Origin of the sequence: Legionella jordanis (assembly GCF_900637635.1) — a bacterium.
GTDB lineage: Bacteria > Pseudomonadota > Gammaproteobacteria > Legionellales > Legionellaceae > Tatlockia > Tatlockia jordanis.
Genome location: NZ_LR134383.1, coordinates 2,898,389 through 2,924,072 on the forward strand (window position 1 = coordinate 2,898,389; position 25,684 = coordinate 2,924,072).

A 25,684-nucleotide genomic window follows, 5' to 3' on the forward strand; every position below is an offset into this window, starting at 1 on the left:
GAATACGAAGTGGTGGTAATGAGGGGTCATGGGGGAGCAGTGAGGCAAATGAATGCCTCACTTCAATCATCATTCGCTGGCAAGTTCAATAGCAAATGCCAATCCCAATTTACTAAAATTAGTCATGTGTTCTGGATATAAAAGATTGACCTTATCTTTTTCTGTATGGATATAGGGATTATGGTCTTCAAAACTGGTTTCACAGGGAAATGCAGCTGGAACACCAATGTCTGTCCATGAGGCATGATCACTGCAACCGTATCCACATCTTGAGTAATCCACAGGAACTTTTACATAGGTTTGGATTAAGTCAACGATGTAATTGCTCAAAGCTTTATCCGTATAATCACGGAAAACCCATATGGTTTGATCATCTGGATTATTGCGATAACCTGTCATATCAAATTGAATGGCGGCTTTAACCGGAATGGAATTGTTTTGAAAATACTCGGTGACGTATTGGGAACCGACTAATCCACGTTCTTCAGCAGCATACCAGATGATATAAATTGGACGCTTCAAACTTAATTTCGAAGACAGCAACACACGAGCCATTTCCATCACACTGGAGGAGCCACTGCCATCATCGCCAGCGCCTGGCATGCGCCCATCCAATGTATCCATGTGAGCACCGATAACAATCCCTGGGGCCTTCAAATCCTTACCTATCACAGTAACTACGGACGGTTGCTCATACCAACCGGTTTCCACCTGGAAACTGCTTACGTCGCTGCGCTGGTATTCTTGGGCCATGTTGTCAAAACTTTTCTGCAGCCAATCAGCAACTTCTTTGCCGCGTGGTTTGGTTGCAGAGCGGTTGTAGTAGGAGGTCAAATGCAACAGTGTTGCCATAATGTTGTTGCTGTCCACTTGGGCCAATGCAGCATTGACTTCTTCCTGGTGTTTAATCTCATAAATAGGAGAACGATAATCCGTGGACTTGTTTTTTACTTGTGCCAACAAGTGCTGCGCTGCTTGTTGTTTTGATAATGCCTGCGTTGTGCTTAAACGGTGGCTAACGTTTACAAAACGCCCGCAATGAACTTCATCGGCAAAATGTGCCAATTTATTCATGTCGGCAGAGGGTATTTCAATAATTTTAAAGTGCTTGTCTTCAGCTAAGGTCTCATAAGTGGATGGCAATTGGGTGGCCAGGCACAGAGGGATTTGAATTTGCTCAAATTTAGGCGATGTTGAAGCCCATGAGGGACTCAGCACAAACATAAGACTTGCAGAAAGTCCCATCGTCCTTTGAAAAAAACGCATTATCGCTCCTTGTATTCATGATGAATTCGCAATTGATGGTACATGATGATGCAAAATAATTCACTTCCTTTTTTACGGCCTTTCATGAGCCTTTCTGTCATTTTAAACCTCGGCAGTTAGGACAAAAACAAGATGCCTGTTTTTTGCTCGCAATCTTATTGATAATCATTTTCATTTGTTATAAAGTTTCACCTCCTTTTAATCCACCTTCTGGTGAGCAATGAAAGCTAAAAAAATCCCTTACTATCTTCTTCTTATCCTTTTAACTATGGGCGCAAGCTTAATTCTTGGTTTTTTGAGTTTCGGCGGTATGTTTGTCTTATTACCCATTTTACCTTTGGCGTTAGGATCGTTCGTTTTATCTGTGGCTTATGAGGGAGAAATTTATTTACAAAATATTAAGGGCTCATTAAATAAATTATTCTTCAAGAGAGAGTATTTAAAACATCATCTGGGGAATGAATATTTATTGCATCATTTTCCAGATACTCAAGATGAGCAATGCCCACAATTTTATAAAGATTACGAAGCGCAACTTAAGTTGCTTCACTTATTCCATGGTAAGGAATTGGATGCTGGCAGCAGCTTAAAAAAAAGGAAAATTGAAAAAACACTTCGGAACATGGAGAAATGGTTCACCTTACAATTATTCTCCACTAAAAAACATGACAATTTGTCTTCTTATGAGCGTGCTGTAAGAGAGTGGCTGTCGCAGGAAGGAAAGCAAGAGGAACTGCGACAAAAGCTTATAAAACGTCAAAGAACATTCAATTTTGTTAAACTATTTAGTGTCGTGGCTGCGACCTTTATGGGTTTAGGCACTACTTATTTGCTCGTGGAGGCTTTTGCAGCCATCCCTATTTTAGCGGCCATTTCACCAGCCTTGCTGCCTTTCTTTATTGCTCCGATGGCTTTGATTGCCGGTGCTTCCTATGGTTTTCTGACATATAATGCCATCACCGACATGATTAACCATGATACCATTAAGCACTGGTACAACAAGATAAGCAATTATTTATCGAAAGGCCTTACTCCCCGTTCCTTATTTATTGCCTTTGCTGCCATAATATTGCTCACCTTAGCGGTAGCTCTGACTGTCTGTACGGCAGGAACCTGGTGGACGGTGGTTAAAAATACCCCTCCGTTATTCAGCTGGATGGCCAAAATGCCAAGATTTGTCATGGCGATTATTCATCCAATAGTAACCGGTTTATCGTCCCTCGTTTTTAACCTGCAAAATACCAGTGAATCACTGGAAATGATTGATGAAGCCACCAAGGTTAAACGAGGTTTTCTCAGCCGAATCACTAAAGCGATTGCAGATGGTTGGGCCAATATTCGAGCCAAAGAAAATTGGTTTCAAATTTTTAACCCAGTTAGAATCCTTATTAAGCTGACCTATACCCCTCTGCGCATTCTCTTCTTTTTAGGACATCTGGTGAGCATTGGCGTCACTTCTGATCGTGTTCCTGGAGTTAATGAAATTTTGTCAGCCTTACTAGGAATCATCAGTGAAGGATTTGAAGATTTCCATTACTTTTTTGAACATAGCCACAGCCATGAACATCACCACCATGAGCATCACCACCATGATCATCAGCATGGCCACAAGCTTCACGCTTTGCCCCACAAAAAGGACCATGCTAGACAGGCTTGGAAATCTATTCTAGAAGAGCGCCTGGGAAGCAAGCACAGCCATAGTCATGAGATGGATATTCCCAGTCGCTTGCTGAAATTATTATTTACACCACTTTTTGCGCTGGCAGCCCTTTGGGATAGTTGGGCCAGTCAATCAAACCAGGATAGCTCTCGAAACGTCCTGAATTTTAACCAAGCCTGGGAAAAACAAACAGGAAAACAGTCCATCAACAGCGTATCTCTTGAGCATTGTGCAAAACCATCCAAACACTGGCAAGCTCATTATGCCATCTATCGCATAGAACGGTTTAAAGAAAAACACTTAAATAAAGTGATCATGCAGCAATCCATCGCCACTGAAAAAATGCAAGGACTCAATCATCTTCAGGAGGATTTAAGAACTGAGGACGCTGAAGCAGTTGACTCAATTTCTGAAGAACTCAAAAAGCCCATTTACCAACGGCAACGCTTTTTTGCCAGTAAAGGCAAAAGCAAAACGGAACAATTTTTGGAGGAATTGTCTTCGCAAATTTCCCCTGTTGCCTAATCATCAGAGAAACTCCGCAGTAAACCTGCGGAGTTTGTTCGATTATTTCACCGTTTCTTCATCTAAAGTCGGCCAATCTGTGTATCCATGCTCAGCTCCCCCATACCATAATTCTTTAGGGGCTTCGTGCAATGGGGCACCCCGTTGCAATCGGGTCACCAAATCGGGATTGGCAATAAAGGGCCGGCCAAAACAGATCAAGTCAGCCGTGTTTTCGCGTCTGGCTTTTAAAGCCAACGCCAAATCATAACCATTGTTCGCCATATACTGACCATTAAAAAGGGAGCGAAGTACAGCAAAATCAAAATCAGCGGGGATGGTCCTTGGCCCAATCGTCACTCCTTCAACGCAATGGAGATAAGCAAGGCCAAAAGGATTAATGGCCTTAACCATATAACTAAATGTTTCCATAGGATTGCTATCGGCAATGTCATTAGCAGGACTAACGGGAGAAAAGCGAATGCCGGTACGTGAACCTGGCCATACTTGTGATAAGGCTTCCAGCAGTTCCACCAGGAAACGACTGCGATTACGCAAATTTCCTCCGTATTGATCAGTTCGCTTGTTGGTTTTATCTCTTAAAAATTGATCAATTAAATATCCGTTTGCCCCATGTAATTCTATGCCGTCAAACCCAGCTTCTTTTGCACATTGCGCAGCATGGACATAATCCTCGATGATGCCCGGGATCTCCGATGTTTCCAAGGCACGAGGTGTGACTAAGTCTTTAAAACCATTTTCAGTAAAAGCCTGCCCTGCCGGTTTAATGGCCGAAGGTGCAACGGGCAATTGATGCTCAGGTTGTAAGTCGGGATGCGAAATCCGTCCTACGTGCCAAAGCTGGGCAAAGATAACACCCCCTTGCTCATGGACTGCATCGGTGACTAATTTCCACCCCTTAGTTTGTTCCTTTGAATAAATCCCTGGTGTATAGGCATAACCCTTTCCTTGTGGGGAAATTTGTGTTGCCTCACTGATAATTAACCCCGCACTGGCACGCTGCGCATAATAACGAGCATTCATCGGACCTTGTACATCCCCTTTAGCTGCCCGACTTCTTGTTAGTGGCGCCATGACAATTCGATTCGCCAGCGTTAATGAATCCAGTGTGGTCGGTTTAAACAAATCGGTGCTTTCTATATCAATCATGAATTCTCCCTTTATCAGCTCCAGTTTATATTGAAAGGTAGCATTAACTCCTAAAATACTCACCCATTATGTGAAAAATACAAGAATAAGCATTCAATGGAGAAGGGCTTTATACATCCGTCTGTTGCCATTTAAGCTTAATTTAAGAAATATTGTTTAAAATAGCTACAGTTTTTCTTTTTATTGTGCCGTAATGCGAAATTTAGATGTAATTCCCTTTCAACTCCCTATTAATCAAAACTGGCTTTTAGAACTCCTAAAACGCTTAGGTTATGAGCCAGGGAACGGTGGGCAAATCGGCGATAAAGAGCACCAGGGCTTTTGCTATGGCATTGCTCATGCAGTAATTCCTGCAGCAATTCTTGAAGCGTTGACAATCACGAAAATCAGATTCAACCTGATGTACATACTCTCTGAAAAATTAAACAATAATGCAGCTTTTTTTGGCGAGGAACCATTTCAATTAAAAATTTTATTTCCGAAAATCGACTTTGGTTTTGAATTTGAACAATACTTCAATGAACAAATCCTCACTAATCCCGAGTTGGTCAAATCCATGCGCCAACAACCTCAGTACAATTGTTTAAATGATATCCATGCTTTCTGCGATGCGATTGTTCTTTATCAATTTCGATCCCTTAAACAGCTAGTTTTAGAAGATACAAGCAATTGGAATTTGATACCCATGCTCATGCCACCAGCCCTAACATCATTAGGTGGCATAGAAAAGCCGGTGGAAGCGTTTCATGCGAATCTCCGGGCCAATTCCATGGCCGATTATTTATATTCTCTTGATTATAATTTATCAGCTCCCACCCCGTTTGAAGATCCTGTAGTCCTTGTGCTTACAAGTTATAACGGAACTTGTCCATGGCATACTGTCACAGTTGTATTTCAGCAAAATAACTGGCTACTCATCGATGCCAACAACCTTAATTTGATGAATCAGCCGATGAGTTGCGAAAAAGAAATGGCAAAGCAGCTCTGGATTTCCTTAATTGAAAGTGTTGGCTTAGCTAAAGACGGCAGCTTTACTATTTTAACAGAAGTCTATGCCGCAGGAATTTATCGAGAACAGCTTAATAAACGATTGGCCGAATGGGCCAAAAATCCTATTTTGCCTCTCATCAGCGTAGAGATGTTCAAAGATTACATCGAGAGCAATAAAATACTGCTTAGTGTCCCGTCCAGGGATGATCATTCATATACCAATAATTCTTCAGAGGGCAGCAAACCCGGAGAAAAGCTCTACAGCTATGAAAGTTTGGAAAATTTTCTGCTTGATAAGCGGCTTCAATCCCCTGAAGCTCTAGATATCGTTGATCCAGGCTTGGAAAGCACTGAGAATTTTTTAGATGGTGAGCCAGTTTATTTTGTGACTCTTAGCCCGATTGATTATCCTATTCCTGATGTTTGGCAAGGTGATCTTGATGCGCAGCTTGTTCAGTCGGATTATGGTGATTTGAATTTGGAGCGGCATCATATTGGTCCGCTTGACCCAATTGTCCAGCAAACCAACCAAAATCTTACACTGGAACATGAATCTTCCATGGATATGCAGTTTTTTGAAGACACACTTGAACGAGAACTCCTGCAAGATGTTGATGAAGATTTAATCAGCCGCAACCGCAGCGGTAAGCGCAAAAGTTACGAAAATTCGGAGCTCAGCTTGAGGAAAAAGGGGTGCTTTGCATCGAAACTTCAATTCTTCAGCTCCGCTGGTTCAAACGGGTTTTTTGAAGACTTAGAAATGGACGAACGCCTCAATTTTGATCACGAAATTTAGAGTTTATCTATTTTCCAGCAAATTTTTTAACCCAGCCAAATGAGATTGCGCCAATGCCCGAGACTTGGCTTCATCACGCTCACCATGTTTGCCATACCACTCCAAACTGTCTTGCGGCAGCTCGTCTAAAAATCGACTGGGTTGACAATCCTGTAGCTCTCCCCCTCGCCGACGTTGACGTGCCAAAGTCAAGCACAAACCCTTTTGTGCTCTTGTGATGCCCACATAGGCAAGTCTCCGTTCCTCCTCAATCTGATCCTCATCAATACTGACACGATGAGGGAGCAACTCTTCTTCCATTCCCACGAGATAGACAAATGGGAATTCCAATCCTTTTGAAGCATGTAAAGTCATCAATTGTAAGCTGTCCTTGTCTTGCTCATTGGATTGCTCAAGAATATCAATAAGAATGAGTTTGTTGACCACATCGATTAATTGATGCTCCTCTTTTTTATTCAGCAGACGGCCAACCCAATCCAGTAAATCCCAAATATTTTCCATGCGTTTTTGTGCCTTGGCCGGACTATCACATTGCTCATAAACATGAGCTTCATAGCCGCTCTCCTCCACCATTTCCTTTAATACCTCAAGGGCATTGTCTCGCGACAAGCGTGCCTTTATTTCCTCTAACCATTGTTTAAACGCTTGCAAGGCAGCGCGTGGTTTTTCTGTAAGCTGATGACTTAATGCCAGATGATCGGCGCATTGGTAAAGGCTTTGCCCTCGACTTTGAGCGTATCTGGCCAGTGCATCAAGACTCGTCTCACCAATTCCCCGACGTGGTGTATTGATTACTCGCAGAAATGCCGCATCATCCGTGGGGTTACAGAGCAGCTTAAGATAGGCAAAGATGTCTTTAATTTCTGCACGTGAAAACCAGGATTCACCGCCGCTGATGCGGTAAGTAATTCCGTGATGTCGAAAAATTTTTTCAAAGGCACGTGATTGATGGTTTCCGCGATACAGAATGGCATAATCCCCATACCTGGTTCCATGCCGCAACTTATGACTGATCAAATCCGCCACAACCTGCTCCGCCTCATCATTGTCATCTTTGCAAACTAAAACACGCAGCAATTCACCATGGCCTAAGTCACTCCATAATTTTTTGTCGAACAAGTGAGAATTGTTTGCAATCAAATGATTGGCTACATGGAGAATGCGCCTGGTCGAGCGATAATTTTGCTCTAATTTGATGACCTTCAGACGCGGATAATCGCGCTGCAATTGCGCCAAATTTTCAGGCCGCGCTCCCCGCCAGGCATAAATCGACTGATCATCGTCACCAACTACCGTAAATTGCTCACGGCTACCTGTAAGCAGCTTAACCAACAAATACTGACATGCATTGGAGTCTTGATATTCATCAACAAGCAAATGACGGATCTTATTTTGCCATTTATCACGGACCTCCTCATGATGACTTAATATCTCCACTGGCAGGCGGATTAAATCGTCAAAATCGACCGCATTATACGTCCTCAAGGCATGTTGATAACGCTCATAGATAATACTAAGCTCCTGATTGTCTAAAGCTAAACCCTGCCTGATTACCTCATCGGGAGACAGCAACTCATTTTTCCAACGCGAAATTTGTTGCTGGGCCTGAAACAGATATTCCCGATCATTCGCTTTACTGGCCGGAAAAAAACCACGCAAAATCTGCAGGCAATCTTCGCTATCAAAAATAGAAAAGCCAGGCCTTAAATGACACAAGGCTGCATGTTGTTTGATGATGCTTAAGCCAAGCGTGTGAAAAGTAGCAACCCTTAATCCACGGCGAAGCTGACTGGGAATGACATCGGCAATTCGCCCTCGCATCTCATTGGCTGCTTTATTGGTAAATGTCACAGCGCAAATACTTGAAGCTGAATAGCCACAAACTTGGATTAGATAAGCTATCTTATGAGTAATTACTCGCGTCTTACCGCTACCAGCGCCAGCCAGCACCAACAAAGGCCCATCAATGTATTTTACAGCTGCCGTTTGTTGAGGGTTGAGCATCTCTAAATCCCGTGCAAAAAAAGAGCATTATCGCGCGCCAAAAGCAGGCATGCAATCGTCTTTATGCTAGAATAAAGGAATTTAAATATAAAGGTCAGGCATGAGAGAACAGGATTCTTTACAACGTTTTATGTTTGAACACGCAAGCATTCGCGGCGAAATCGCCCACTTGCAGGAGACTTATCAGACGATAATGGAACAACGCTCCTATCCCCCTATGGTTAAAAATTTATTGGGAGAAGCCCTCGTCTCCTGTTTGCTTTTGGCAGGAAGCATTAAATTTGAAGGGGATTTGAGCTTACAATTTCAAGGAGACAAACGCCTCCCCTTATTACTGGTGCAATGTGATCACAATCTCCATCTAAGGGCTTTCGCTAAATGTGAGGAGAATTTGCAGGATATTGATTACGCTGAAGCTTTTTTGAAAGGCCAAATGGTTTTAACCATCAATCAGTATAATCAGACCAGTGCCTATCAAAGCATTGTACCCATTCAATCCACCTCAATGGGTGAAAATTTGATGACTTATTTTGCCCAATCCGAACAAATTGCAAGTCGTGTTTGGCTCGCTGTCAATGAGGGCATGGCTGCAGGAATGCTATTGCAACTGATGCCTGGCCAGGACAGCCTCGAACGGGAACATTTCTGGGAATATGCCGTACAACTCGGCCAAACAGTCAGTGAACAAGAATTGCTAAGTTTGGATAATCAAACCCTGCTGCACCGCCTCTATCATGAAACTGAACTAAGGCTTTTTGACAGCCGAAGCCCAAGTTTTCAGTGTCGTTGTACCGAAGAGAAAATGAAACAAGTATTGACCATCCTTGGCGAAGATGAAGCCAAAGAGTTATTAAAAGAACGAGGGGAGATCGAAGTGACTTGTGATTTTTGCAATAAAAAATACAGCTTTGACCCGATTGATGTCACGATGCTTTTTCATAAGCCGCATTAAATTAGCCCATTGATTGCAGCATTTGAATAGCTCAGGCATCCATCACCTTCTTATCAGGGGCTATTAGACAGGGCCTGAGCCTGGGCTAGTCTATTTTGGCATTTTTCTTGGATTAGAAATAATATTTCTTGAAATCTATGCCAATGATGAAATTTAGACTGTCGCTTGGTTTGTTTTTTTGCCTATGCCCTTTCTTACTCATCGCTAAGACCAGTGTGCAGATCATAGCTGTGGGCGATGTACTCTTACATAAGCCGGTTCAACACCAGGGGATTCGCAAAGGCTTTGCAAGTCTTTGGCTTGCAGCCATACCCAAACTTAAACAAGCCGATGTTACCTATGGTAATTTGGAAGGGCCCTCTGCGGAAATGCTTGACGCCTATGGCAAAATCACCAGCAACTGGAATGAGGCTTATACTTCTTTTCCGATGTTTAATTATCCTCCTACACTTCTGGCGGCTTTAAAACTCTCGGGGTTTGATGTCCTTTCTACCGCCAACAACCACTGTCTGGATAGAAGGGCGATTGGAATAGACAAAACCATCGAAGTATTGAATCAAAATGGCCTCGCGTTTACCGGAACGCGCTCAAGTCAACATGCAAATCCCTGGTTTGCGGAAACGCGAACTCACGACATTGCCATTGCCTGGCTGGCTTGCACACAAGACAGCAATGGCATGACAGACCATCATCAGCAGGTTTTGCAATGTCACCGAGATAAGTCGGAAATTCTATCGCTCATTCGGGATTTATCTCGCCAATATGATGCAGTCATTGTGACTCCGCATTGGGGAATTGAATATGAAACCAGACCAAATCAGACCCAGCAACATTTAGCTTATGAATTTGCCCAGGCAGGAGCATTGGCTATCCTGGGCTCTCACCCACATTCTGTACAACCCTTCACCTGGATTGAAGGCTTAGGGAGCAGAAAGGTTTTTGTCGCTTATTCCTTAGGGAATTTTATCTCCAATCAGGGCAGCCTGAAAAACCGCAGCAGCGGCCTTCTTTCTTTACAATTGGAGAAAGAAAATGGCACAACCAGAATCAAAACAGTGAGTTATCACCCCACTTACATGGAAAATCGCAACGGTAATATGCATTTAACCCTCATAAGCTCTAAAAAACATCCCGCCTATCGATGGTTAAAGCAGATTATTTCTGAACAGTATTTAGCTTTACCTTAAGCACGCCCTGCCTTCTCATTGAAAGGAAGAGCGTACTTTAGAAATCAACAAGTTGTCTTCGGAAGAGTTTTGTAGCCATTCCCCTCGCATTGCACGCAAAATCTGTTGCAGCGAGGGGAATTGCTCACTTAATTGAAAATATAAATCTGCAGTTTGATTGTCATGCAACTCACCTACCGTAAGATAGGCTGCTTGCCCGATATCCGCAAAATATTCCAGGCTTACATGTCTTTTTTTCGCGATGCCAGGGAAAAGGCCACAAAAGAGCAAACTTTTATCGCCAACGTCCTTCAGCAGCTCAACCTGACGTCTGGGATTATGCATGGACTCCAGGAAATCCAGGGCAACTACGGACTCAATTAACCGTGGACCTTGGGTGAAGCGCATTAACAGAAAAACCAGATAGCTTTCCGTGCTTTCATTGAGAACCAAGCGGGTGGAAGCCTGAGCTTCATTTACCAAAGCATGCCATTGACTGATTTCGGTGGGATGCAAAATCAACTGCTTCATAATATCCCCCATTCATCCTTTTGCTTTACTGTTAGTGTAGCAAACGTCATACCAAAATGAGGTTAATGACTTGAAAAATGGAGATTAGTTCATTGAAATAAAATCAAATAATTCTTTGCCAGTCTCCTGCTGTCGATTGGCAATGGAAATGACAAATCCCTGAATCAGGGCTTGCCAAAAATTGTCATACAGATGGGTTTGCAAAGGATGATTATCTTCTCTTGGGAAACAAGGCCCATGATTCGCTTCCAATAGCCATAAGCGTTGTTCCTCATCAACCAAAAAGTCAAAACCGAAAATAGCCAAAGCTGGATTTTTTTGACAGTCAAATGCATGCCGATACTCCCGTTTTAAGGCCTTTAAAATTTCAGTGACCTGCCCCTTTATCTGAGGATAAAGCTTAGGGAAAAAATCAAAGCGTTCAGTAGGAATCTGAACCACATTGCTTTCACTCCCCAAGAGATGCTCATTAGTTAAATGTGAGCGCAGATCCTGGAATTCTCCGGTTTGAAACGGTTGGAGAGCCACATTAAAATAACCAAAAGGATACAAGTAGCAGCCGGTATAATTGGTTAAAACAACAAACATCCGTATGCTGTATTTATGTCCCTGAGGAGGCCTTAACAAATGTGGTTTAGCCACATACTCCTGCAAAACATGTTCGCCACCAAGTCTATCGGCGCTCAAAAAATGCCGTTCGAGCTGACTTAAACGCGTAAATATTTTTATTTGCTGGCCATTGTTAAGCAGTGAGGGTTTAAGAATCCAGGTCAAATTGGCTTTTTCATCCTGATAACCATACTCACAGCGGTAATGCTCTTCGGCAATTTGAGCCAGGATATTGGGCCAGTTTCCATCATCAATGCAGTAAGTAACTGGACTAAATGGTAGATTATATTTTTTAAGAAGTTGCGCCAATAAATGTTTATACTCCAGGCATTGGGAAGCGGCTGTGTTGAATTCAAAATTGCGCTCACTAAAACTCGCCTGCCAATTAAAAGTACAGGGGAGCCAACCCAGTGCTTGCAAATGGCGATGCAAGTTGAAGTAAGTTGGCGATTTTTTGGGGTCTAAAGCAAAATATTTAATCGTTTGTCCAGACCAACTAAGCCCTTTCAAGACGAGATTTCCGACTATTTAATAACATTAAGGATAGTATACCGGAGATTAAACCCCAAAAAGCTGCCCCGATGCCGAATAAGGAAATTCCGGAGGCAGAGAGTAAAAAAGTAATCAATGCAGCTTCCCGTTGGGCTTCATCTTCTATGGCGGCTTTCAAGCTGTTAGCTATAGGGCTAAGCAAGGCCAAACCCGCCACCGCCAAAATCAATTCTTTAGGAAAAGCGGTGAACAGCACCACCACCGTTGCCCCGAAAAACCCCGTGATGAGGTAAAACAAGCCAGCATACATTGCTGCACGGTATCGCTTTGCGGGATTCGGATGAGCCTCATCGCCCATGCATATGGCCGCTGTAATTGCCGCCAGGTTCAAAGCATAGGCACCCCAGGGCGCTAATAACATCGTCAAAAGACCGGTCCAGGTGATTAAAGGAGAAATTGGAGGCTTATAACCCGAGGCATGCAGGGTTGCAACTCCTGGCAAGTTTTGGGAGGCCATGGTTACAATAAATAAGGGAACTCCTAAACTCATCAGCGCAGACCCGGTAAAAACCGGAGCAGTAAAAATTGGCTTTGATAGAACAACATGAAAGTCGTTAAATTGAAATAAACCTTGCAATTTGGCAACAATCCCTCCTATCACCAACAAACTTAAGATCACATATCTGGGAAAAAAGCGTTTACCTAGCAAATAGACGACCAGCATCAAACCAATCAATAAGGACTGTTTTTGCATTGCCACAAAAACATCAAGGCCAAAATGCAATAAAATACCAGCCAACATAGCCGAAGTAAGGGCCTTTGGGATATGGTCCATTGCTTTCTCAAACCAGCCAGTCAATCCAGACAGAGTGATGAGTATAGCGGAAAAGATAAACGCTCCTGTTGCCTCTGCCAGGGAAAAGCCATTTAAACTGCCAGCCAGCAAAGCAGCTCCAGGCGTTGACCAAGCTATTAGAATAGGAGCACGGTAGTACCAGGATAAACCAATGCAGCTTACACCCATGCCAATGCCTAAAGCCAGCAACCAAGAACTGACCTCAGCGGAATTTGCCCCTACCGCCGCAGCCGCTTGAAACACCAAAACAGCCGTACTGGTAAAGCCAACCATCACTGCTACAAAACCAGCAACCAGATTTGAAAGAGGAGAAGTCTTAATCATGCCGTTCATCCATTCGTAAATTTCCGCAATGTTTGCTAAGCTTCATGCGTTATAACAGCCAGTATACCATCGTGCGTTATAACGCTCAAACCTCTGGTTGAAATTAATGATGAAAAGTATATCAACACATATTGCGCAGTATTTGAAAACACTACGCCAGCGACACGGCTGGAGCCTTGAGCGAACAGCCAGGGAAACAGGCGTCAGTAAAGCCATGCTAGGCCAGATTGAACGCCAGGAATCCAGTCCAACCGTCGCCACTCTTTGGAAAATTGCGACCGGATTTCGCGTGTCATTTTCTTCCTTTCTTGAAGAATCAAACAAACTAAATCAAAGCCTTATCTACCGTCATGGCAATGAAAACGAGTCTGCCAGAGAAAAAATTTGCATCAAAGCGCTGTTCCCCTTTGATGAACAATTGCGGTTTGAATTGTTTGTAATCGAATTGCTTCCAGGTTGCGAACAGCTTTCTAGCCCACATGAGCAGGGCGTAATTGAGCACATCATTGTGACCCAGGGAAAAATGGACGTATTAGTTAATGGCAGCTGGCAAGCTTTAGAATGCGGCGAGGGCATACGCTTTGATGCTCACCAGCCTCATGGTTACAGAAACACAGGCGAGAATACTGTTTCTTTCCATAATATAATCCATTACCCTCATTAAATACTAGCCATGCTGTAAGGCCGCTTTGGCTTCATAAGCTTCCAAAACACAATCAGGACGTATTGTTGTCTTATATTGATGATAAGCTTTTAAGAAAATAGCATCCTCTGCTATTTTTTGCTTGAAATAATGGATTGCCTCTTGATCATGATGGCTCACCGATAAATCCAGCCAGTCAAAACCAGCTCCCCAATCCTCCTTAATCATGTCGCTTGCAAAATCAACAACAAGATCCGAATCCATTTCCTGCTTAAGCCTTGTAAAATCACAGAAGCAATAGAGAGCCAATTCAAATTGTGCACCACTATAGCGTTGTTGCCCTCGTTTGGATTCCTGAATCCGTTTCGCATCAATTAAGGTTTCCCTCAGGTATTCTTGTACAGTAAGTGAACGCTTCTTGGGTTTGAAAATGGAACGTTTCATGTGTTTAGCAAAATGGAAATTTAGTATTATTTTAACGCAAAAGGAGTTTAACTGTGAACGCCCACGGTTCATTAAGCCAAAATAAATAACCAGAAGATTACTGCCAATAACCAAGACTTGGATTACTTTTCCAAATATTTTCAGTATATTCAATGAAAATGGTTCAACAAAAAGCCCAGGATGCCTATTGCGTCACTAAACAACAGGACTGAAGCCCACCCCCCGTTTGAAAACACCAAAATTCTCGCCCTGGCTGCCGTGGGTGGATTAATTATTGGAACTGCGGTGGCCTGCATTCGCGTAGGGGTTGGGCTAATGCAGCTTCTCCTATTTGGTAAGGACGTTAATTTAGACAGCTCAGCCGGTGTGCCAGCCTGGCGTATTTTATTGGTGACCCTGCTAGGAGCATTGTTTCTTGGTTTCCTCTTGAAACTGGCTGCAAAATTTAAGCGCTTAGCCATTATTGACCCCGTCGAAGCAAATGCCCTAGAGGGAGGAAAAATGTCTCTAGGCGACAGCTTGATCTTGGTTGGGCTTTCAATCGTTTCCATTACCATTGGCGGCTCCGTTGGTTTTGAAGCAGCCATGACTCAGTTAGGAGCGGGCTTTCTCAGTTTCCTTGGACAACGCTTAAAGCTAGAGCGACGAGAATTAAGAATTTTGGTTTCTTGCGGCACGGGAGCGGGTATTGCCGCAATTTTTGGCGCCCCTCTCGCTGGAACTTTCTATGCCCTTGAACTGGTTGTAGGTGGCTATGCCATGCGAGCTCTATTGCCAACCTTACTTGCCAGCGCTTTGAGTAGCCATATGATTTATTTGCTGATTGGATATGAACCCATTTTTTTCGCAAAAGACATAGGGCCCCCTGCTTTTTGGCATTTTCCATTGGCCATTGCTATGGGAATCACTGCCACTGTCATTGGTATTGCTGTCATGCGGGGGACAACAGCCTTTGAAAAAGGCCTCATTTATTTTCGCGTACCACAGCAATTTAGGCCTCTGTTGGGGGGATTAATTCTTGGCCTCCTCTCTTTAAAATTACCCGATGTCATGGGACCAGGCCATCATAGCATCAATGAGATTTTAGCAGGCAACCATTTATTTTCTGCCATTTTGATAATCCTTTGTGGAAAAATCATGGCCTCCATAGCTTGCGTGGGTTCAGGCTTCAGAGGAGGATTATTTTCGGCCTCATTGTTTCTAGGAGCGGCTTTAGGATACATCATATACACCATTTTGATCGTTCCTTTGTATGGCACGGATATTCCGCGGGATTTGGCCATAGTTGCCGGGATGGCAGCTGTAGCCACATCCATCATTGGCACACCCATTGGTATTGTCTTGTTAATGGTTGAGACTGCAGGCCTACAAACAGGAGTGGTTACTACCGCCATTACCGTTATCATTGCCAGTCACTTAACCCGTTATTGGTTTGGCTATTCGTTTTCGACCTGGCGCTTTCACATCCGTGGCAATGATTTGTTTGGCCCACGAGACATAGGACGTTTGCGAAGCCTGACCTTTCTTGAAGTACCGCTGAATAATCCCCCAAGAGTTCACATCGACAGCCCGATTGAAGAGGCCTTGCAAAAAACATCTGATACCGACATGCATGTCCTTGCCGTGGAGGAAATGAATGGGCGGTTTATCGGTTTAATCCATTGCGCAGAGTTGGCACAAGCCGCTGCAAGCAAAGCCCCTCTGGCCCTGTGTAATCTTGTCAGGAAACCTGATTTTTGCGTACAGATCAATGAGCCCTTGATTAAATACATAGAAAAGCTTGGCGCCGGCTCACCATCAGATGTAGCCATTCTCAATTCTAAAGCTTATCTTATAGGCTTGGCGACTGAAGCTGCCATCTTACATCGTTATTTGAATGAAATCCTGGCAGCCGATCGCGATGATGCAATTCAAATTATTAATAAATAATTCTTTGCGAATGACTAGAGGCTGCACATTGAGACATTGTGCTGGTGCATTGCTTTGAGAATCGAATCGCGTTTTATTCTCAAATTGTAAGAAAGCATATCAAACATGGATTCTTCTATTTTGCCAAAATGAATCCTTGCTTCTTCCCCATCTAATAAGCCCTTATTGTCTTTCATGTCTGCACTGTAGAGCGCATCCAGGCTTTTTTTGTCCTCATCATCATTCAAGTTCAGCGGTTCCAAAAGTGAATACAAGGTCATACCACTGATTTGCTTTTGACGATACTGGTGAAATTGCTCAAGAAAGTGAATAATCTCATCAAAAAAACCATCATGAGCCACTGTTTGCAGCAAGGTATACTCATTCTGCTCAAGAGCAGCAAAATAACCTGGTTGATTTGCTGAGCCTCGACATTGTTTAAGCTTGTTAATAAAATTATCAATGGCTTCAGAAGGACTATTGCTTTCCTGGGCAGAGGAACTTAAATTCTGGCTTTTAAAGAAAATGCCCTTGCGAAACCCTTTATTTTCATTCTTATTTTGGGAAATTTTCGCTAGCGACGATGTGCTCTTGGTGCGTTTAAAACCCTTGCTACCCCCTTCGTCAGAAATGGCCAACTTAGTTTCAGGGCTACTGGCGCTAGCAACCAATGTTCTCGTTTTTTCTTTCTTCTTCTCTTTACCTAAACCAAAAAATTTCAACATAGCTAATACTCTTGCGGCTAAACTGCGCAATTATATCACAGCTGCAACAAAATTTGTGTTTTTTTGTTTGCTTATTGGCCTGTTATCCTGAGCATTTATCCCATTCTTTATTGTCTGGCTGACGAACATCGGAAAGGAGCATTAATAATAAAATGCTTGCAAATTGCGCAGCGACTGTGTATAAAAGAAAACTTGTCTGTAAGAGAAATATTCAAAATTAATGAAAGATAAATCCAATCACAATTGTGTTATTTCATTAGCTCCTGCTGACTATGGTTTTGCACGTTCAGCGTTTTCCCCCGTGGTGATTCTAGTCATCAATGTGGCCCCCGCGGCCATCTAACTCCCCTCCCCTACATCAGCCACATTACACAACAGCATTTAGCAGGAAAGATTATGCGACAATACAAATCAATATTCATCTATGGCTTCGCCATTTTTGCCATGTTTTTCGGTTCTGGCAATTTGGTTTTCCCACTGCAAATTGGCCAGGCAGCAGGCGACAGCTGGATGGTTGCCTTTTTTGGCTTGCTTTTAACTGGAATATTTCTCCCTCTAACGGGATTATTTGTTATTAAGCTCTATCAAGGCAATTATCAGGCTTTTTTTGGGGAAGCAGGAAAAATTGCCGCCGTGCTCCTGCCTCTTTTCATGTTGTCTTTACTAGGCTCTTTTGGAGTAGTACCTCGCTGCATTACCGTTGCTTATGGCAGTTTTCTTTATTTGATGCCCAATATTAATTTGGCTTGCTTCAGCATTCTTTTTTGCACCTTAACTTTCATTTTCTGCTTAAACGATAAGGTGATGATTAAAATCCTTGGCAAATGGATGAGCCCCATTCTGCTCATAACACTCATTGTCTTAATCTCCATTGCGGCTTTTAAAGCGCCTGGAAACATGAGCCATGCATCCAGTGCCAGTGCTTTTGGCTATGGGTTTAGGACTGGATACCAAACTATGGATTTGTTTGCTGCATTCTTTTTTTCTGCCCTTATTTTTACACAAATCCAGCAAGCCCTACCCCAGGCCCAACCCCGTGAGGTGTTGATTTTTGCCGTCAAATCCAGTCTTTTGGGAGCTTTGCTGTTGTCGCTGATTTATTTGGGTTTTGTCTTTTTAGGCTCTCATTATGCTTTTCTAATCGCGAATCGTGCCCCAGAACTGATGTTGCCCTCCATTGCGAAAGAAGCATTAGGGGAATTTGCAACACTGTTTATGGGAGTTGCGATGTTTTTATCTTGTTTAACCACTGCTGTGGCCCTCAATAATTTGTATGCACGTTACCTCTGTTCAATGCTAAAACTACAGGATAATAAATTCTCAATTGTCTTATTGTTTACCACTGGCTTATCTTTTATCATGTCCCTAATGGACTTTAAGGGCATTGCTGCTTTCTTGGCTCCAATCCTTGAACTCACCTATCCAGGAATTATTGCATTGACGCTGATGGCCATTGTAATCAAAGGTCGGCAGTCTCTAAAAAAGACCGTCTTTTATGTAATGACCTTGTTAATGTGCCTACCACTCGCCATGCATTGATATAACTAATATAAGGAGATAACTATGGCCCTTTTCTTCATGAATAATTTTGCCGAAAAATTTGATACCCAAACGAAAGAATTTGAGAAATTAAAACATATCCTGGAAAACGGGGCCTTATTAGCCAGTCAACAGGAAAAAGCAGAACTGGCAACTGCACTGACTGATGCGGCCAAAGAAATGGCTCACGTGGTAGACAAATATCGTTATTGCCTGATGAACACCAACAGTTCATTGCGCAAGCATCAACTGCTCGCTGAATACGAAGAACTGTTCACGGCCTTAAATGGCCTAGCCAATAATCGCGAATGCAATACTCAACACTTCATCAAAGATCTTAAAAATAATAACTCCACTTTGGTTGCCTATGAGGTTTTAGAACGAATTGCCAATGCACTTGCTGCCGTTTTTTGGCTTGGGGTGGCAACTGTTGCGCTTATAGGCACTGCGGTTTTCGCGGCGAGCATCGTTGCCGATCCATTTGGTATTGCCGGTACAGCCATTTGTGCTGGTCTGCTGATTTTTTCATTATACAAGTACGTTGAAAACATCACTGAAATATTTGAGCCCAAAGAAAGCTATATTAATAACAGGGAGAGAAATTGCACGACCATTTCTTTCCTCGAGCTCTACGGGGATAGTGTAAAAGGCTGCGCGGTTGGCATGTAAGCAGATAAATAGGTCTAAGAATTTCAGTTTAGCTAAAGTCGAATAGGAATTCGTCATTATTCCGAGTATAATGACGAATCCATGAACACATGTACTCTAATTAGTCGTCGTAAAAGCAGTAGTCAGGATTAGTTATGAAAAATTGTGCATTGACCTCCCGCAAAGGATGCATCACGGCAGTGCCAATATTTTATGTCTTTGGTCTAGATGGCTAGCTCTTCGTAATTCCAAATAGGTTCGTTATGATTGAAAAAATTCGCAATATTGCCATTATCGCCCACGTCGATCATGGTAAAACCACATTAGTTGATAAATTGTTGCAGCAGACAGGCACCCTAAGTGAGCGTGGCCCGAAAGTTGAACGCGTAATGGACTCTAATGCATTGGAAAAGGAACGAGGCATTACCATTCTGGCCAAGAATACTTGCGTAAACTGGCAAGGCTATCAAATCAATATTGTCGACACCCCGGGGCATGCTGATTTTGGCGGGGAAGTTGAGCGAATATTAACCATGGTAGACAGCGTTTTGCTTTTGGTTGATGCGGTCGATGGCCCAATGCCACAAACCCGCTTTGTAACACAAAAAGCATTTGCCAGAGGATTAAAACCCATCGTGGTTATTAACAAAATTGACCGACCTGGAGCTCGCCCCCATTGGGTGATGGATCAGGTATTTGACTTATTTGATAATCTTGGTGCAACGGATGAGCAGCTTGATTTTCCAGTCGTTTATGCCTCCGCGCTCAATGGTTATGCCAAACTTGATTTGAATGACCATTCTGATGACATGTCACCCTTATTGCAGACCATCATCGAAAAAGTGGCACCTCCTGATGTGGATGAAGAAGGACCTTTCCAAATGCAAATCAGCTCTTTGGATTATTCATCCTACGTCGGCACCATAGGCATTGGCCGAATCACCCGTGGTCAAATCAAGGCAAAATCTGCGGTCAAAATCATCGACAAAGAAGGCGAGGTACGCAGCGGTCGTTTGTTGCAGTTACTTGGCTTTAAAGGGCTTGAGCGCGTTGAAGTTGAAGAGGCTCGAGCAGGAGATATCATTGCCATTACCGGCATCGAGCAGCTTAATATTTCAGATACCCTATGCGACCCCAACCACGTTGAAGCTTTGCCAGCTCTGATGGTGGATGAACCAACCATCAGCATGATTTTTCAAATCAATGATTCCCCCTTTGCCGGACAAGAAGGAAAGTTTGTGACCAGTCGCAAAGTAAGGGAGCGCTTACAAACCGAATTGTTGCATAATGTCGCTCTTCGTGTTGAAGATACAGAAGATCCCGATAAATTCCGTGTTTCCGGTCGTGGTGAGTTGCATTTATCCATTCTAATTGAAAACATGCGACGTGAAGGCTATGAATTGGCCATCTGCAAACCTGAAGTGATTCTGCGTGAAGAGGAGGGCGAGCAGCAGGAACCCTACGAACGCCTTACCGTTGATGTTGAGGAAACCCACCAGGGCACTATTATGGAAAAGTTGGGCGAGCGTCGTGGCGAGCTGCAAAATATGCTTCCCGATGGCAAAGGTCGTGTTCGCCTCGATTACGTTATCCCTACGCGAGGCTTGATTGGCTTTCATACTGAATTTCTATCCAGCACGTCCGGAACCGGGTTAATGTATCATGTCTATGATCATTATGGCCCAGCCGTTCGTGGACGAATTGGCAAACGCAATAACGGCGTTCTGATTGCCAATTGCCAGGGAGCTGCCAGAGCGTTTGCCTTGTTTAACTTGCAGGAACGTGGCCGATTGTTCATTGAACCGCAAACCCAGTGTTATGAGGGAATGATTGTCGGTATTCACTCACGCGATAACGATTTAGTGGTTAATGTGACTAAGGAAAAACAATTAACGAACATTCGAGCGTCAGGAAGTGACGAGAACATCTTGTTGACGCCGGCAATTAAGTTATCCTTGGAGCAAGCACTGGAGTTCATTGATGATGACGAGCTCGTTGAAGTGACTCCACAATCCATTCGCTTGCGCAAAAAAGCACTCAAAGAAAATGAACGTAAACGTGCATCAAGAAGTAGCGAAGAATAAATAGGGGCTCATTTGAGCAAGATCATACTCTTGCTCAAAATAGTTAACCGATATGTTATACAATAATAATTGCTCGGGGTCTTAACTACTTCACATCATGAAACAAAAATTTAAACGCGTAATCCTTTATGCCCGCCAACATCGAGCCAACCAAGGGGTAAACGAAAGCTTACATCGCCTGGTTGACTTTTTGCATCGCGCACAAGTGGATACCTATCTCGACGTAGATACCGCCACCTATTTCGACGTCAATCTACCCACTCTTGAACGCCGTTTAATGGGAAAAAAACAGGATTTAATTGTTGTTGTGGGTGGCGACGGCAGCTTGTTATCGGCTGCCCGCATGGCCATTAAAGTTAATGTACCGGTCATTGGCATCAACCGTGGACGACTGGGTTTTTTAACCGATATTTCACCCGATAACATTGAGGAGCAACTTTCAGCCGTTTTATCAGGTAAGTACGAAGAGGAGCATCGTTTTCTACTTCACACCTGCATTCACGATGGCGAGACCATTTATTTCGAAGGAGATGCCCTTAATGATGTGGTCTTAGGCCGTGGTAATGAAACCCATCTGATTGAATTTGATGTATTCATTAATCAACGCTTTGTTAGCCGTTATCGCTCGGATGGGATGATCCTTGCCACACCTACCGGTTCCACAGCTTACGCTTTATCAGCAGGCGGGCCCATTATGCACCCACAATTAAACGCCATCGTTTTAGTACCCATGTTTTCTCACAGCCTGAACTCACGCCCTTTTGTGGTCGATGGTGAAGTCAAAATTGATTTAAAAATCAGCGCCCGGAACGAAAGTGATTTGCGCATCAGCTGCGATGGGCATGAGTCTCGACTGGTTAAACCAGGCCAGTTGGTTTCTATTGAAAAAAACACGCAACAACTTCGTCTATTGCATCCTCTTGATTATCATTATTATGATACATTACGCCTTAAATTAGGCTGGGAATCCAGACATCAAGGATAGAGCATGCTAACGACCCTTCGCATAGAACATTTTGCCATCGTTAAAGAGTTAGAACTTGATTTCTCTTCTGGAATGACGGCTTTTACTGGTGAAACCGGAGCTGGAAAATCCATCATGATCGATGCCTTACTCTTGGCTTTAGGTGGACGCGCTGATGTTTCAGTCATAAGGCCCGGCGAGGAAAAATGCGACATCAGTGCCAGTTTTCAAATAGAAAAAGACTCAGAACCATTTCGTTGGTTGCAGGCGAATGATTTAGACTGTGAAGAAGAAACGGTTATTTTAAGACGAGTTCTTTATGTCGAAGGACGTTCTAAATCCTACATTAATGGCCATCCATTTCCTTTGCAAAAAGTGAAGGAATTGAGCGAAATGCTGGTTCATATTCATGGCCAACATGAACATCAGACCCTCATGCAACACAGTACTCACCGAGAGCAGCTCGACCGTTATGCTGGCCATTTCGATTTACTGGCGCAAGTGCAAGGATTGCATAAATCATGTCAAAAAATTAAGCAGGAATTGGATTTTTTAACCAGCCAAGGAGAAGCCAATCACAAGATTGAGCTGTTGCAATTTCAAATTGAAGAGTTGCAAGCTGCTAATATTCAAGCCAATGAAATGCAATTGCTGCATGAAGAACACCAATTGCTGCACCACGCACAGGATTATTTGCAGGCCGCGCAGCAAATTCATCAACTGCTTAATGACGATGATGCGTTTAACATTGGTCAGGCATTAAATCAGATTTTGCAAATACTGCAAACGTTACCTCAGGAACAAAGCCATGTAAAAAACAGTCAGGAACTCATCAACAATGCCATAATTCAGTGCGAAGAAGTGCTTGATGAAATTAAGCAGTTCTCCGAGCAAATACAACTGGATCCTGAGCGATTGCAAGAAGTGGAAGAACGCATGAGTGTTTTGCATCAGCTGGGACGCAAATATCATGTGGATGCAAATTTTCTACCACAACATGTGGTGGTGCTTAAAGACGAATTGCAACAAATTAATAATGCTGAACATAAAATTGCACAACTGCAACGCGATTATCAAGCTCAGCTTAAGCAATTTGAAGCAAGTGCTCATAAACTCAGAGAATCAAGGCAACTGCATGCGAAGAAATTGTCCGCAGACATAACATCCATTATCCAACAACTTGGCATGCCAAAGGGCCAAGTCAGCATTGATATTACTCCTTTGGATAAGATGCAAGCCCATGGACTGGATAGGGTTGAATACAAAGTCTGCACCAACCCGGGCCAGTCACCGGACAGTTTGGCAAAAATCGCTTCCGGAGGAGAGCTTTCAAGAATTAGCCTTGCCATTCAAATGATTACTGCGCAACGAGGCTCAACACCCACTTTATTGTTTGACGAAGTGGATGTGGGTATCGGTGGTCCAACAGCGGCATTGGTTGGCCAATTGCTTCGGAAGTTGGGTGAGCGCCTACAAGTGTTCTGCGTCACTCATCAACCGCAAGTGGCATCTTGCGCCCATCATCATTTTGTTGTTGAGAAGCACAGTGACAACCAGCACACTTATTCCCGCATCATCGCCCTGGATGAACATGAGAAGGTGAATGAGATTGCCCGTATGCTGGGTGGCTTAACCATTACAGAACAAACTCGCTCTCATGCGAGGGAATTGCTGGCTCAACAAGCCTAACAAGACAGCCAGCTGAGATAAGCAGCCACTTTGCTCAGTGATGATGGCATCCCCTAAGCACTTAAATTCACATTTGCCGCGGTGCTGTTAAAAATCCTTGGCAAAACTATCATACCTGTAAATGCCAACGGCAATAGCTATCATGCAAATATTGTAAATTATATTTATACCAATATAACAAATAATGGCCCCCTTCAATTCCAATGTAGGGATGAGTAAGGCACAAGCCATAAATTGCAACAGCAACAGAGAAATCGCTAACCGAGCCCCTATCCTGCTTCCTTCCTTTGAATACTGAATCATCTTTGACAACGGCATTGATATCGCATAGGTAAAAATATTAATCAAACAAATATAGGTATAAGGAAGAGCATCAAGGAAACTGGATTGATACAACTTTAAAATTTCCTCGGCAAACAAACCAAGAATTAATGCAATGATACAGGCAATGGCGGCGCAAATTGCCAAATATTTTCGCATGGTTTTCAATAAAACTTCTCGTCCATGGGCAAAGGAAGCAGAAATATCCGGCCCTATCAAAATACCGATTGGGCTAATGGCAATGAATCCCAGAGAAATGATGGATACCACAGCTGAAAACAGCCCCACTTCATGGTCATTATGGCCAAGCCACTCAATCACTAAAAGAGGAATGGCAGTAAAAATATATTTATTGAGATTCTGTATGGTGTATCCATAAATTTTCACTCTCCAAACCTCAATAGGCATTGCAGTTTTGCCTTTTAAATTCAGAAATATCTGCAATTTCGTGCTGCGCTGCAGGACCACCATGACCATAAGAAAAAGCATATAGCTAAGTAAAAAAGCCATGATCATGATGTGCGGAAAATAATTTGGATCATCATGAAAAATGAGAGGGTAAAGATAAAAATAAGTAACCAAGCCGCCCAGAAAATAAAAAATTGTCTGCACTAAACTCATGATGACGGCAGTGCGCATGTAATCCACTGCCCTTAAAAATTGCAAATAGATGCTGTATAGCGAAATGGCCACTGCTCCCCAGAGAAAAAGAGCCAGTGGATGGCCAATTTCAAAGAATTTAAGGTGTTCTAAGGAAAAACTTAATCCAATTATTCCAAGGCTTAGCAGAATGCCGCCTAAAAACAACGTTCTATAGATAGGAGTCAAAAAGTTTTTGACGGAAACGGTTAGGGCAACAATATCGTGGTATTGTTTTTTAACGTAAAATTTTGGTACATAATAGGCTATGATGGAATCAATGCCAAAGGTAATTACTGTCGCGATAAGCAACAATGCATTCGTCGCAACAGTAAAGTCGCCGAATAAAGCCGGACCCGCATTCCTGGCTACAAGCATGTTGATGATAAAGAGCATGAATTGATCGGCGATGATGATCAACAAATTAAATGCGAAATCCATGATTGGGAACAGCTGGTTAACAAGAATACAACTATAGCGAATGACAACCCACTCGACTAGTCAAACTGAGCAATAATTTTTAAAGCTGCTAAAATAACACAACGTCAATTTTTTGTAAGTTTGTGCAAAAACTTTCCATATGAGTTTATACTAAAAAGAATTAAAGGAAACAATTGACGGTGTAAACTGGGGCACATTCGATAATTTGAAGAAATGGAGAACACTCGCGGGATAGCAAGCCAATTAAAAAGGTATCTTAAGCAGTTGGACTTCAGGTTATCTTGGCCCTTTGCCTCTGCAGGCGACCGGGAGCTACTGA

At 43.1% G+C, this 25,684-nt stretch carries 21 protein-coding genes; 12 read left to right on the forward strand and 9 right to left on the reverse strand.

Annotation, left to right across the window (positions count from 1 at the left end):
• Positions 1 to 69: 69 nt before the first annotated feature.
• Entirely contained in the window at positions 70 to 1,266 is a 1,197-nt protein-coding gene (lapA, locus tag EL203_RS13125) for an aminopeptidase LapA (protein WP_058471789.1), read from the reverse strand.
• Positions 1,267 to 1,486: 220 nt separating this feature from the next.
• On the opposite strand from lapA, the gene EL203_RS13130 reads away from it, so the two are divergent.
• Positions 1,487 to 3,451, forward strand: a complete 1,965-nt coding sequence (locus tag EL203_RS13130; protein WP_058471788.1) for a hypothetical protein — start codon at positions 1,487 to 1,489, stop codon at positions 3,449 to 3,451.
• Between the two features lie 42 nt (positions 3,452 to 3,493).
• Here EL203_RS13130 and EL203_RS13135 read toward each other — a convergent pair whose 3' ends face one another.
• The gene (locus tag EL203_RS13135; RefSeq protein ID WP_058471787.1) at positions 3,494 to 4,600 is read right to left on the reverse strand and encodes an alkene reductase; all 1,107 of its coding nucleotides are present in this window, start codon (positions 4,598 to 4,600) and stop codon (positions 3,494 to 3,496) included.
• 193 nt (positions 4,601 to 4,793) lie between these two features.
• On the opposite strand from EL203_RS13135, the gene EL203_RS13140 reads away from it, so the two are divergent.
• Positions 4,794 to 6,386: a hypothetical protein gene (locus tag EL203_RS13140; protein ID WP_058471786.1), complete on the forward strand. Its 1,593-nt coding sequence runs from the start codon at positions 4,794 to 4,796 to the stop codon at positions 6,384 to 6,386.
• Positions 6,387 to 6,389: 3 nt separating this feature from the next.
• On the opposite strand, the gene EL203_RS13145 is transcribed toward EL203_RS13140, so the two are convergent.
• Entirely contained in the window at positions 6,390 to 8,390 is a 2,001-nt protein-coding gene (locus EL203_RS13145; protein ID WP_058471785.1) for a UvrD-helicase domain-containing protein, read from the reverse strand.
• Between the two features lie 100 nt (positions 8,391 to 8,490).
• On the opposite strand from EL203_RS13145, the gene hslO reads away from it, so the two are divergent.
• Both hslO and EL203_RS13155 read left to right on the forward strand, forming a co-directional pair.
• A complete protein-coding gene (hslO, locus tag EL203_RS13150) occupies positions 8,491 to 9,342 on the forward strand; it encodes an Hsp33 family molecular chaperone HslO (protein WP_058471784.1) in 852 nt (283 codons plus the stop codon).
• A 143-nt stretch (positions 9,343 to 9,485) separates the two neighbouring features.
• On the forward strand, positions 9,486 to 10,529 hold the full coding sequence (locus tag EL203_RS13155) for a CapA family protein (protein ID WP_162262755.1): 1,044 nt from the start codon (positions 9,486 to 9,488) through the stop codon (positions 10,527 to 10,529).
• A 15-nt stretch (positions 10,530 to 10,544) separates the two neighbouring features.
• Here EL203_RS13155 and EL203_RS13160 read toward each other — a convergent pair whose 3' ends face one another.
• The 3 genes from EL203_RS13160 to EL203_RS13170 all read right to left on the reverse strand — a co-directional run bounded on the left by EL203_RS13160 (position 10,545) and on the right by EL203_RS13170 (position 13,320).
• Positions 10,545 to 11,039, reverse strand: coding sequence for a hypothetical protein (locus EL203_RS13160; RefSeq protein WP_058472259.1), 495 nt, complete (start codon positions 11,037 to 11,039; stop codon positions 10,545 to 10,547).
• An 84-nt stretch (positions 11,040 to 11,123) separates the two neighbouring features.
• Positions 11,124 to 12,158, reverse strand: a complete 1,035-nt coding sequence (locus EL203_RS13165) for a YheC/YheD family protein (protein WP_058471782.1) — start codon at positions 12,156 to 12,158, stop codon at positions 11,124 to 11,126.
• Positions 12,145 to 13,320: a benzoate/H(+) symporter BenE family transporter gene (locus tag EL203_RS13170; protein ID WP_058471781.1), complete on the reverse strand. Its 1,176-nt coding sequence runs from the start codon at positions 13,318 to 13,320 to the stop codon at positions 12,145 to 12,147. Before EL203_RS13170 ends, EL203_RS13165 begins: the two co-directional genes overlap by 14 nt.
• A 109-nt stretch (positions 13,321 to 13,429) precedes the next feature.
• Here EL203_RS13170 and EL203_RS13175 point away from each other — a divergent pair, with 109 nt between their 5' ends.
• Positions 13,430 to 13,984 carry a helix-turn-helix domain-containing protein gene (locus tag EL203_RS13175; protein WP_058472258.1) on the forward strand — a complete coding sequence of 185 codons (555 nt, stop codon included), beginning with the start codon at positions 13,430 to 13,432 and terminating at the stop codon, positions 13,982 to 13,984.
• A gap of 3 nt (positions 13,985 to 13,987) precedes the next feature.
• Here the strand turns inward: EL203_RS13175 and EL203_RS13180 are convergent, their stop codons facing one another.
• Positions 13,988 to 14,407 (reverse strand): hypothetical protein, encoded by a 420-nt coding sequence (locus tag EL203_RS13180; RefSeq protein ID WP_058472257.1) that lies wholly within the window; start codon positions 14,405 to 14,407, stop codon positions 13,988 to 13,990.
• Between the two features lie 180 nt (positions 14,408 to 14,587).
• Between EL203_RS13180 and EL203_RS13185 the strand changes: the two genes are divergently transcribed.
• Positions 14,588 to 16,336 carry a chloride channel protein gene (locus EL203_RS13185; RefSeq protein WP_058471780.1) on the forward strand — a complete coding sequence of 583 codons (1,749 nt, stop codon included), beginning with the start codon at positions 14,588 to 14,590 and terminating at the stop codon, positions 16,334 to 16,336.
• A gap of 14 nt (positions 16,337 to 16,350) precedes the next feature.
• On the opposite strand, the gene EL203_RS13190 is transcribed toward EL203_RS13185, so the two are convergent.
• The gene (locus EL203_RS13190) at positions 16,351 to 17,040 is read right to left on the reverse strand and encodes a hypothetical protein (protein ID WP_058471779.1); all 690 of its coding nucleotides are present in this window, start codon (positions 17,038 to 17,040) and stop codon (positions 16,351 to 16,353) included.
• A 220-nt stretch (positions 17,041 to 17,260) separates the two neighbouring features.
• Here EL203_RS13190 and EL203_RS14700 point away from each other — a divergent pair, with 220 nt between their 5' ends.
• The 6 genes from EL203_RS14700 (at position 17,261) to recN (ending at position 23,964) form a co-directional block, all read left to right on the forward strand.
• Positions 17,261 to 17,383: a hypothetical protein gene (locus EL203_RS14700; RefSeq protein WP_259637636.1), complete on the forward strand. Its 123-nt coding sequence runs from the start codon at positions 17,261 to 17,263 to the stop codon at positions 17,381 to 17,383.
• 53 nt (positions 17,384 to 17,436) lie between these two features.
• Entirely contained in the window at positions 17,437 to 18,579 is a 1,143-nt protein-coding gene (locus tag EL203_RS13195) for a branched-chain amino acid transport system II carrier protein (RefSeq protein WP_058471778.1), read from the forward strand.
• Between the two features lie 24 nt (positions 18,580 to 18,603).
• Positions 18,604 to 19,248 (forward strand): hypothetical protein, encoded by a 645-nt coding sequence (locus EL203_RS13200; protein ID WP_058471777.1) that lies wholly within the window; start codon positions 18,604 to 18,606, stop codon positions 19,246 to 19,248.
• Between the two features lie 242 nt (positions 19,249 to 19,490).
• Positions 19,491 to 21,311: a translational GTPase TypA gene (typA, locus tag EL203_RS13205; protein ID WP_058471776.1), complete on the forward strand. Its 1,821-nt coding sequence runs from the start codon at positions 19,491 to 19,493 to the stop codon at positions 21,309 to 21,311.
• A gap of 97 nt (positions 21,312 to 21,408) precedes the next feature.
• The gene (locus EL203_RS13210; protein ID WP_058471775.1) at positions 21,409 to 22,296 is read left to right on the forward strand and encodes an NAD(+) kinase; all 888 of its coding nucleotides are present in this window, start codon (positions 21,409 to 21,411) and stop codon (positions 22,294 to 22,296) included.
• A gap of 3 nt (positions 22,297 to 22,299) precedes the next feature.
• A complete protein-coding gene (recN, locus tag EL203_RS13215) occupies positions 22,300 to 23,964 on the forward strand; it encodes a DNA repair protein RecN (RefSeq protein WP_058471774.1) in 1,665 nt (554 codons plus the stop codon).
• An 87-nt stretch (positions 23,965 to 24,051) separates the two neighbouring features.
• Here recN and EL203_RS13220 read toward each other — a convergent pair whose 3' ends face one another.
• Positions 24,052 to 25,365 (reverse strand): lipopolysaccharide biosynthesis protein, encoded by a 1,314-nt coding sequence (locus EL203_RS13220; RefSeq protein WP_058471773.1) that lies wholly within the window; start codon positions 25,363 to 25,365, stop codon positions 24,052 to 24,054.
• Positions 25,366 to 25,684: the final 319 nt, after the last annotated feature.

What these genes read in the sequence shown, in the direction of transcription:
- typA (WP_058471776.1), top strand. Translation starts at nt 19,491, where the DNA reads ATGATTGAAAAAATTCGCAATATTGCCATTATCGCCCACGTCGATCAT.
- EL203_RS13180 (WP_058472257.1), bottom strand. Translation starts at nt 14,407, where the DNA reads ATGAAACGTTCCATTTTCAAACCCAAGAAGCGTTCACTTACTGTACAA.
- EL203_RS13195 (WP_058471778.1), top strand. Translation starts at nt 17,437, where the DNA reads ATGCGACAATACAAATCAATATTCATCTATGGCTTCGCCATTTTTGCC.
- EL203_RS13140 (WP_058471786.1), top strand. Translation starts at nt 4,794, where the DNA reads ATGCGAAATTTAGATGTAATTCCCTTTCAACTCCCTATTAATCAAAAC.
- EL203_RS13170 (WP_058471781.1), bottom strand. Translation starts at nt 13,320, where the DNA reads ATGATTAAGACTTCTCCTCTTTCAAATCTGGTTGCTGGTTTTGTAGCA.
- lapA (WP_058471789.1), bottom strand. Translation starts at nt 1,266, where the DNA reads ATGCGTTTTTTTCAAAGGACGATGGGACTTTCTGCAAGTCTTATGTTT.
- hslO (WP_058471784.1), top strand. Translation starts at nt 8,491, where the DNA reads ATGAGAGAACAGGATTCTTTACAACGTTTTATGTTTGAACACGCAAGC.
- EL203_RS13175 (WP_058472258.1), top strand. Translation starts at nt 13,430, where the DNA reads ATGAAAAGTATATCAACACATATTGCGCAGTATTTGAAAACACTACGC.
- EL203_RS13160 (WP_058472259.1), bottom strand. Translation starts at nt 11,039, where the DNA reads ATGAAGCAGTTGATTTTGCATCCCACCGAAATCAGTCAATGGCATGCT.
- EL203_RS13200 (WP_058471777.1), top strand. Translation starts at nt 18,604, where the DNA reads ATGGCCCTTTTCTTCATGAATAATTTTGCCGAAAAATTTGATACCCAA.
- recN (WP_058471774.1), top strand. Translation starts at nt 22,300, where the DNA reads ATGCTAACGACCCTTCGCATAGAACATTTTGCCATCGTTAAAGAGTTA.
- EL203_RS13155 (WP_162262755.1), top strand. Translation starts at nt 9,486, where the DNA reads ATGATGAAATTTAGACTGTCGCTTGGTTTGTTTTTTTGCCTATGCCCT.
- EL203_RS13190 (WP_058471779.1), bottom strand. Translation starts at nt 17,040, where the DNA reads ATGTTGAAATTTTTTGGTTTAGGTAAAGAGAAGAAGAAAGAAAAAACG.
- EL203_RS14700 (WP_259637636.1), top strand. Translation starts at nt 17,261, where the DNA reads ATGAAAGATAAATCCAATCACAATTGTGTTATTTCATTAGCTCCTGCT.
- EL203_RS13220 (WP_058471773.1), bottom strand. Translation starts at nt 25,365, where the DNA reads ATGGATTTCGCATTTAATTTGTTGATCATCATCGCCGATCAATTCATG.
- EL203_RS13145 (WP_058471785.1), bottom strand. Translation starts at nt 8,390, where the DNA reads ATGCTCAACCCTCAACAAACGGCAGCTGTAAAATACATTGATGGGCCT.
- EL203_RS13185 (WP_058471780.1), top strand. Translation starts at nt 14,588, where the DNA reads ATGCCTATTGCGTCACTAAACAACAGGACTGAAGCCCACCCCCCGTTT.
- EL203_RS13210 (WP_058471775.1), top strand. Translation starts at nt 21,409, where the DNA reads ATGAAACAAAAATTTAAACGCGTAATCCTTTATGCCCGCCAACATCGA.
- EL203_RS13135 (WP_058471787.1), bottom strand. Translation starts at nt 4,600, where the DNA reads ATGATTGATATAGAAAGCACCGATTTGTTTAAACCGACCACACTGGAT.
- EL203_RS13130 (WP_058471788.1), top strand. Translation starts at nt 1,487, where the DNA reads ATGAAAGCTAAAAAAATCCCTTACTATCTTCTTCTTATCCTTTTAACT.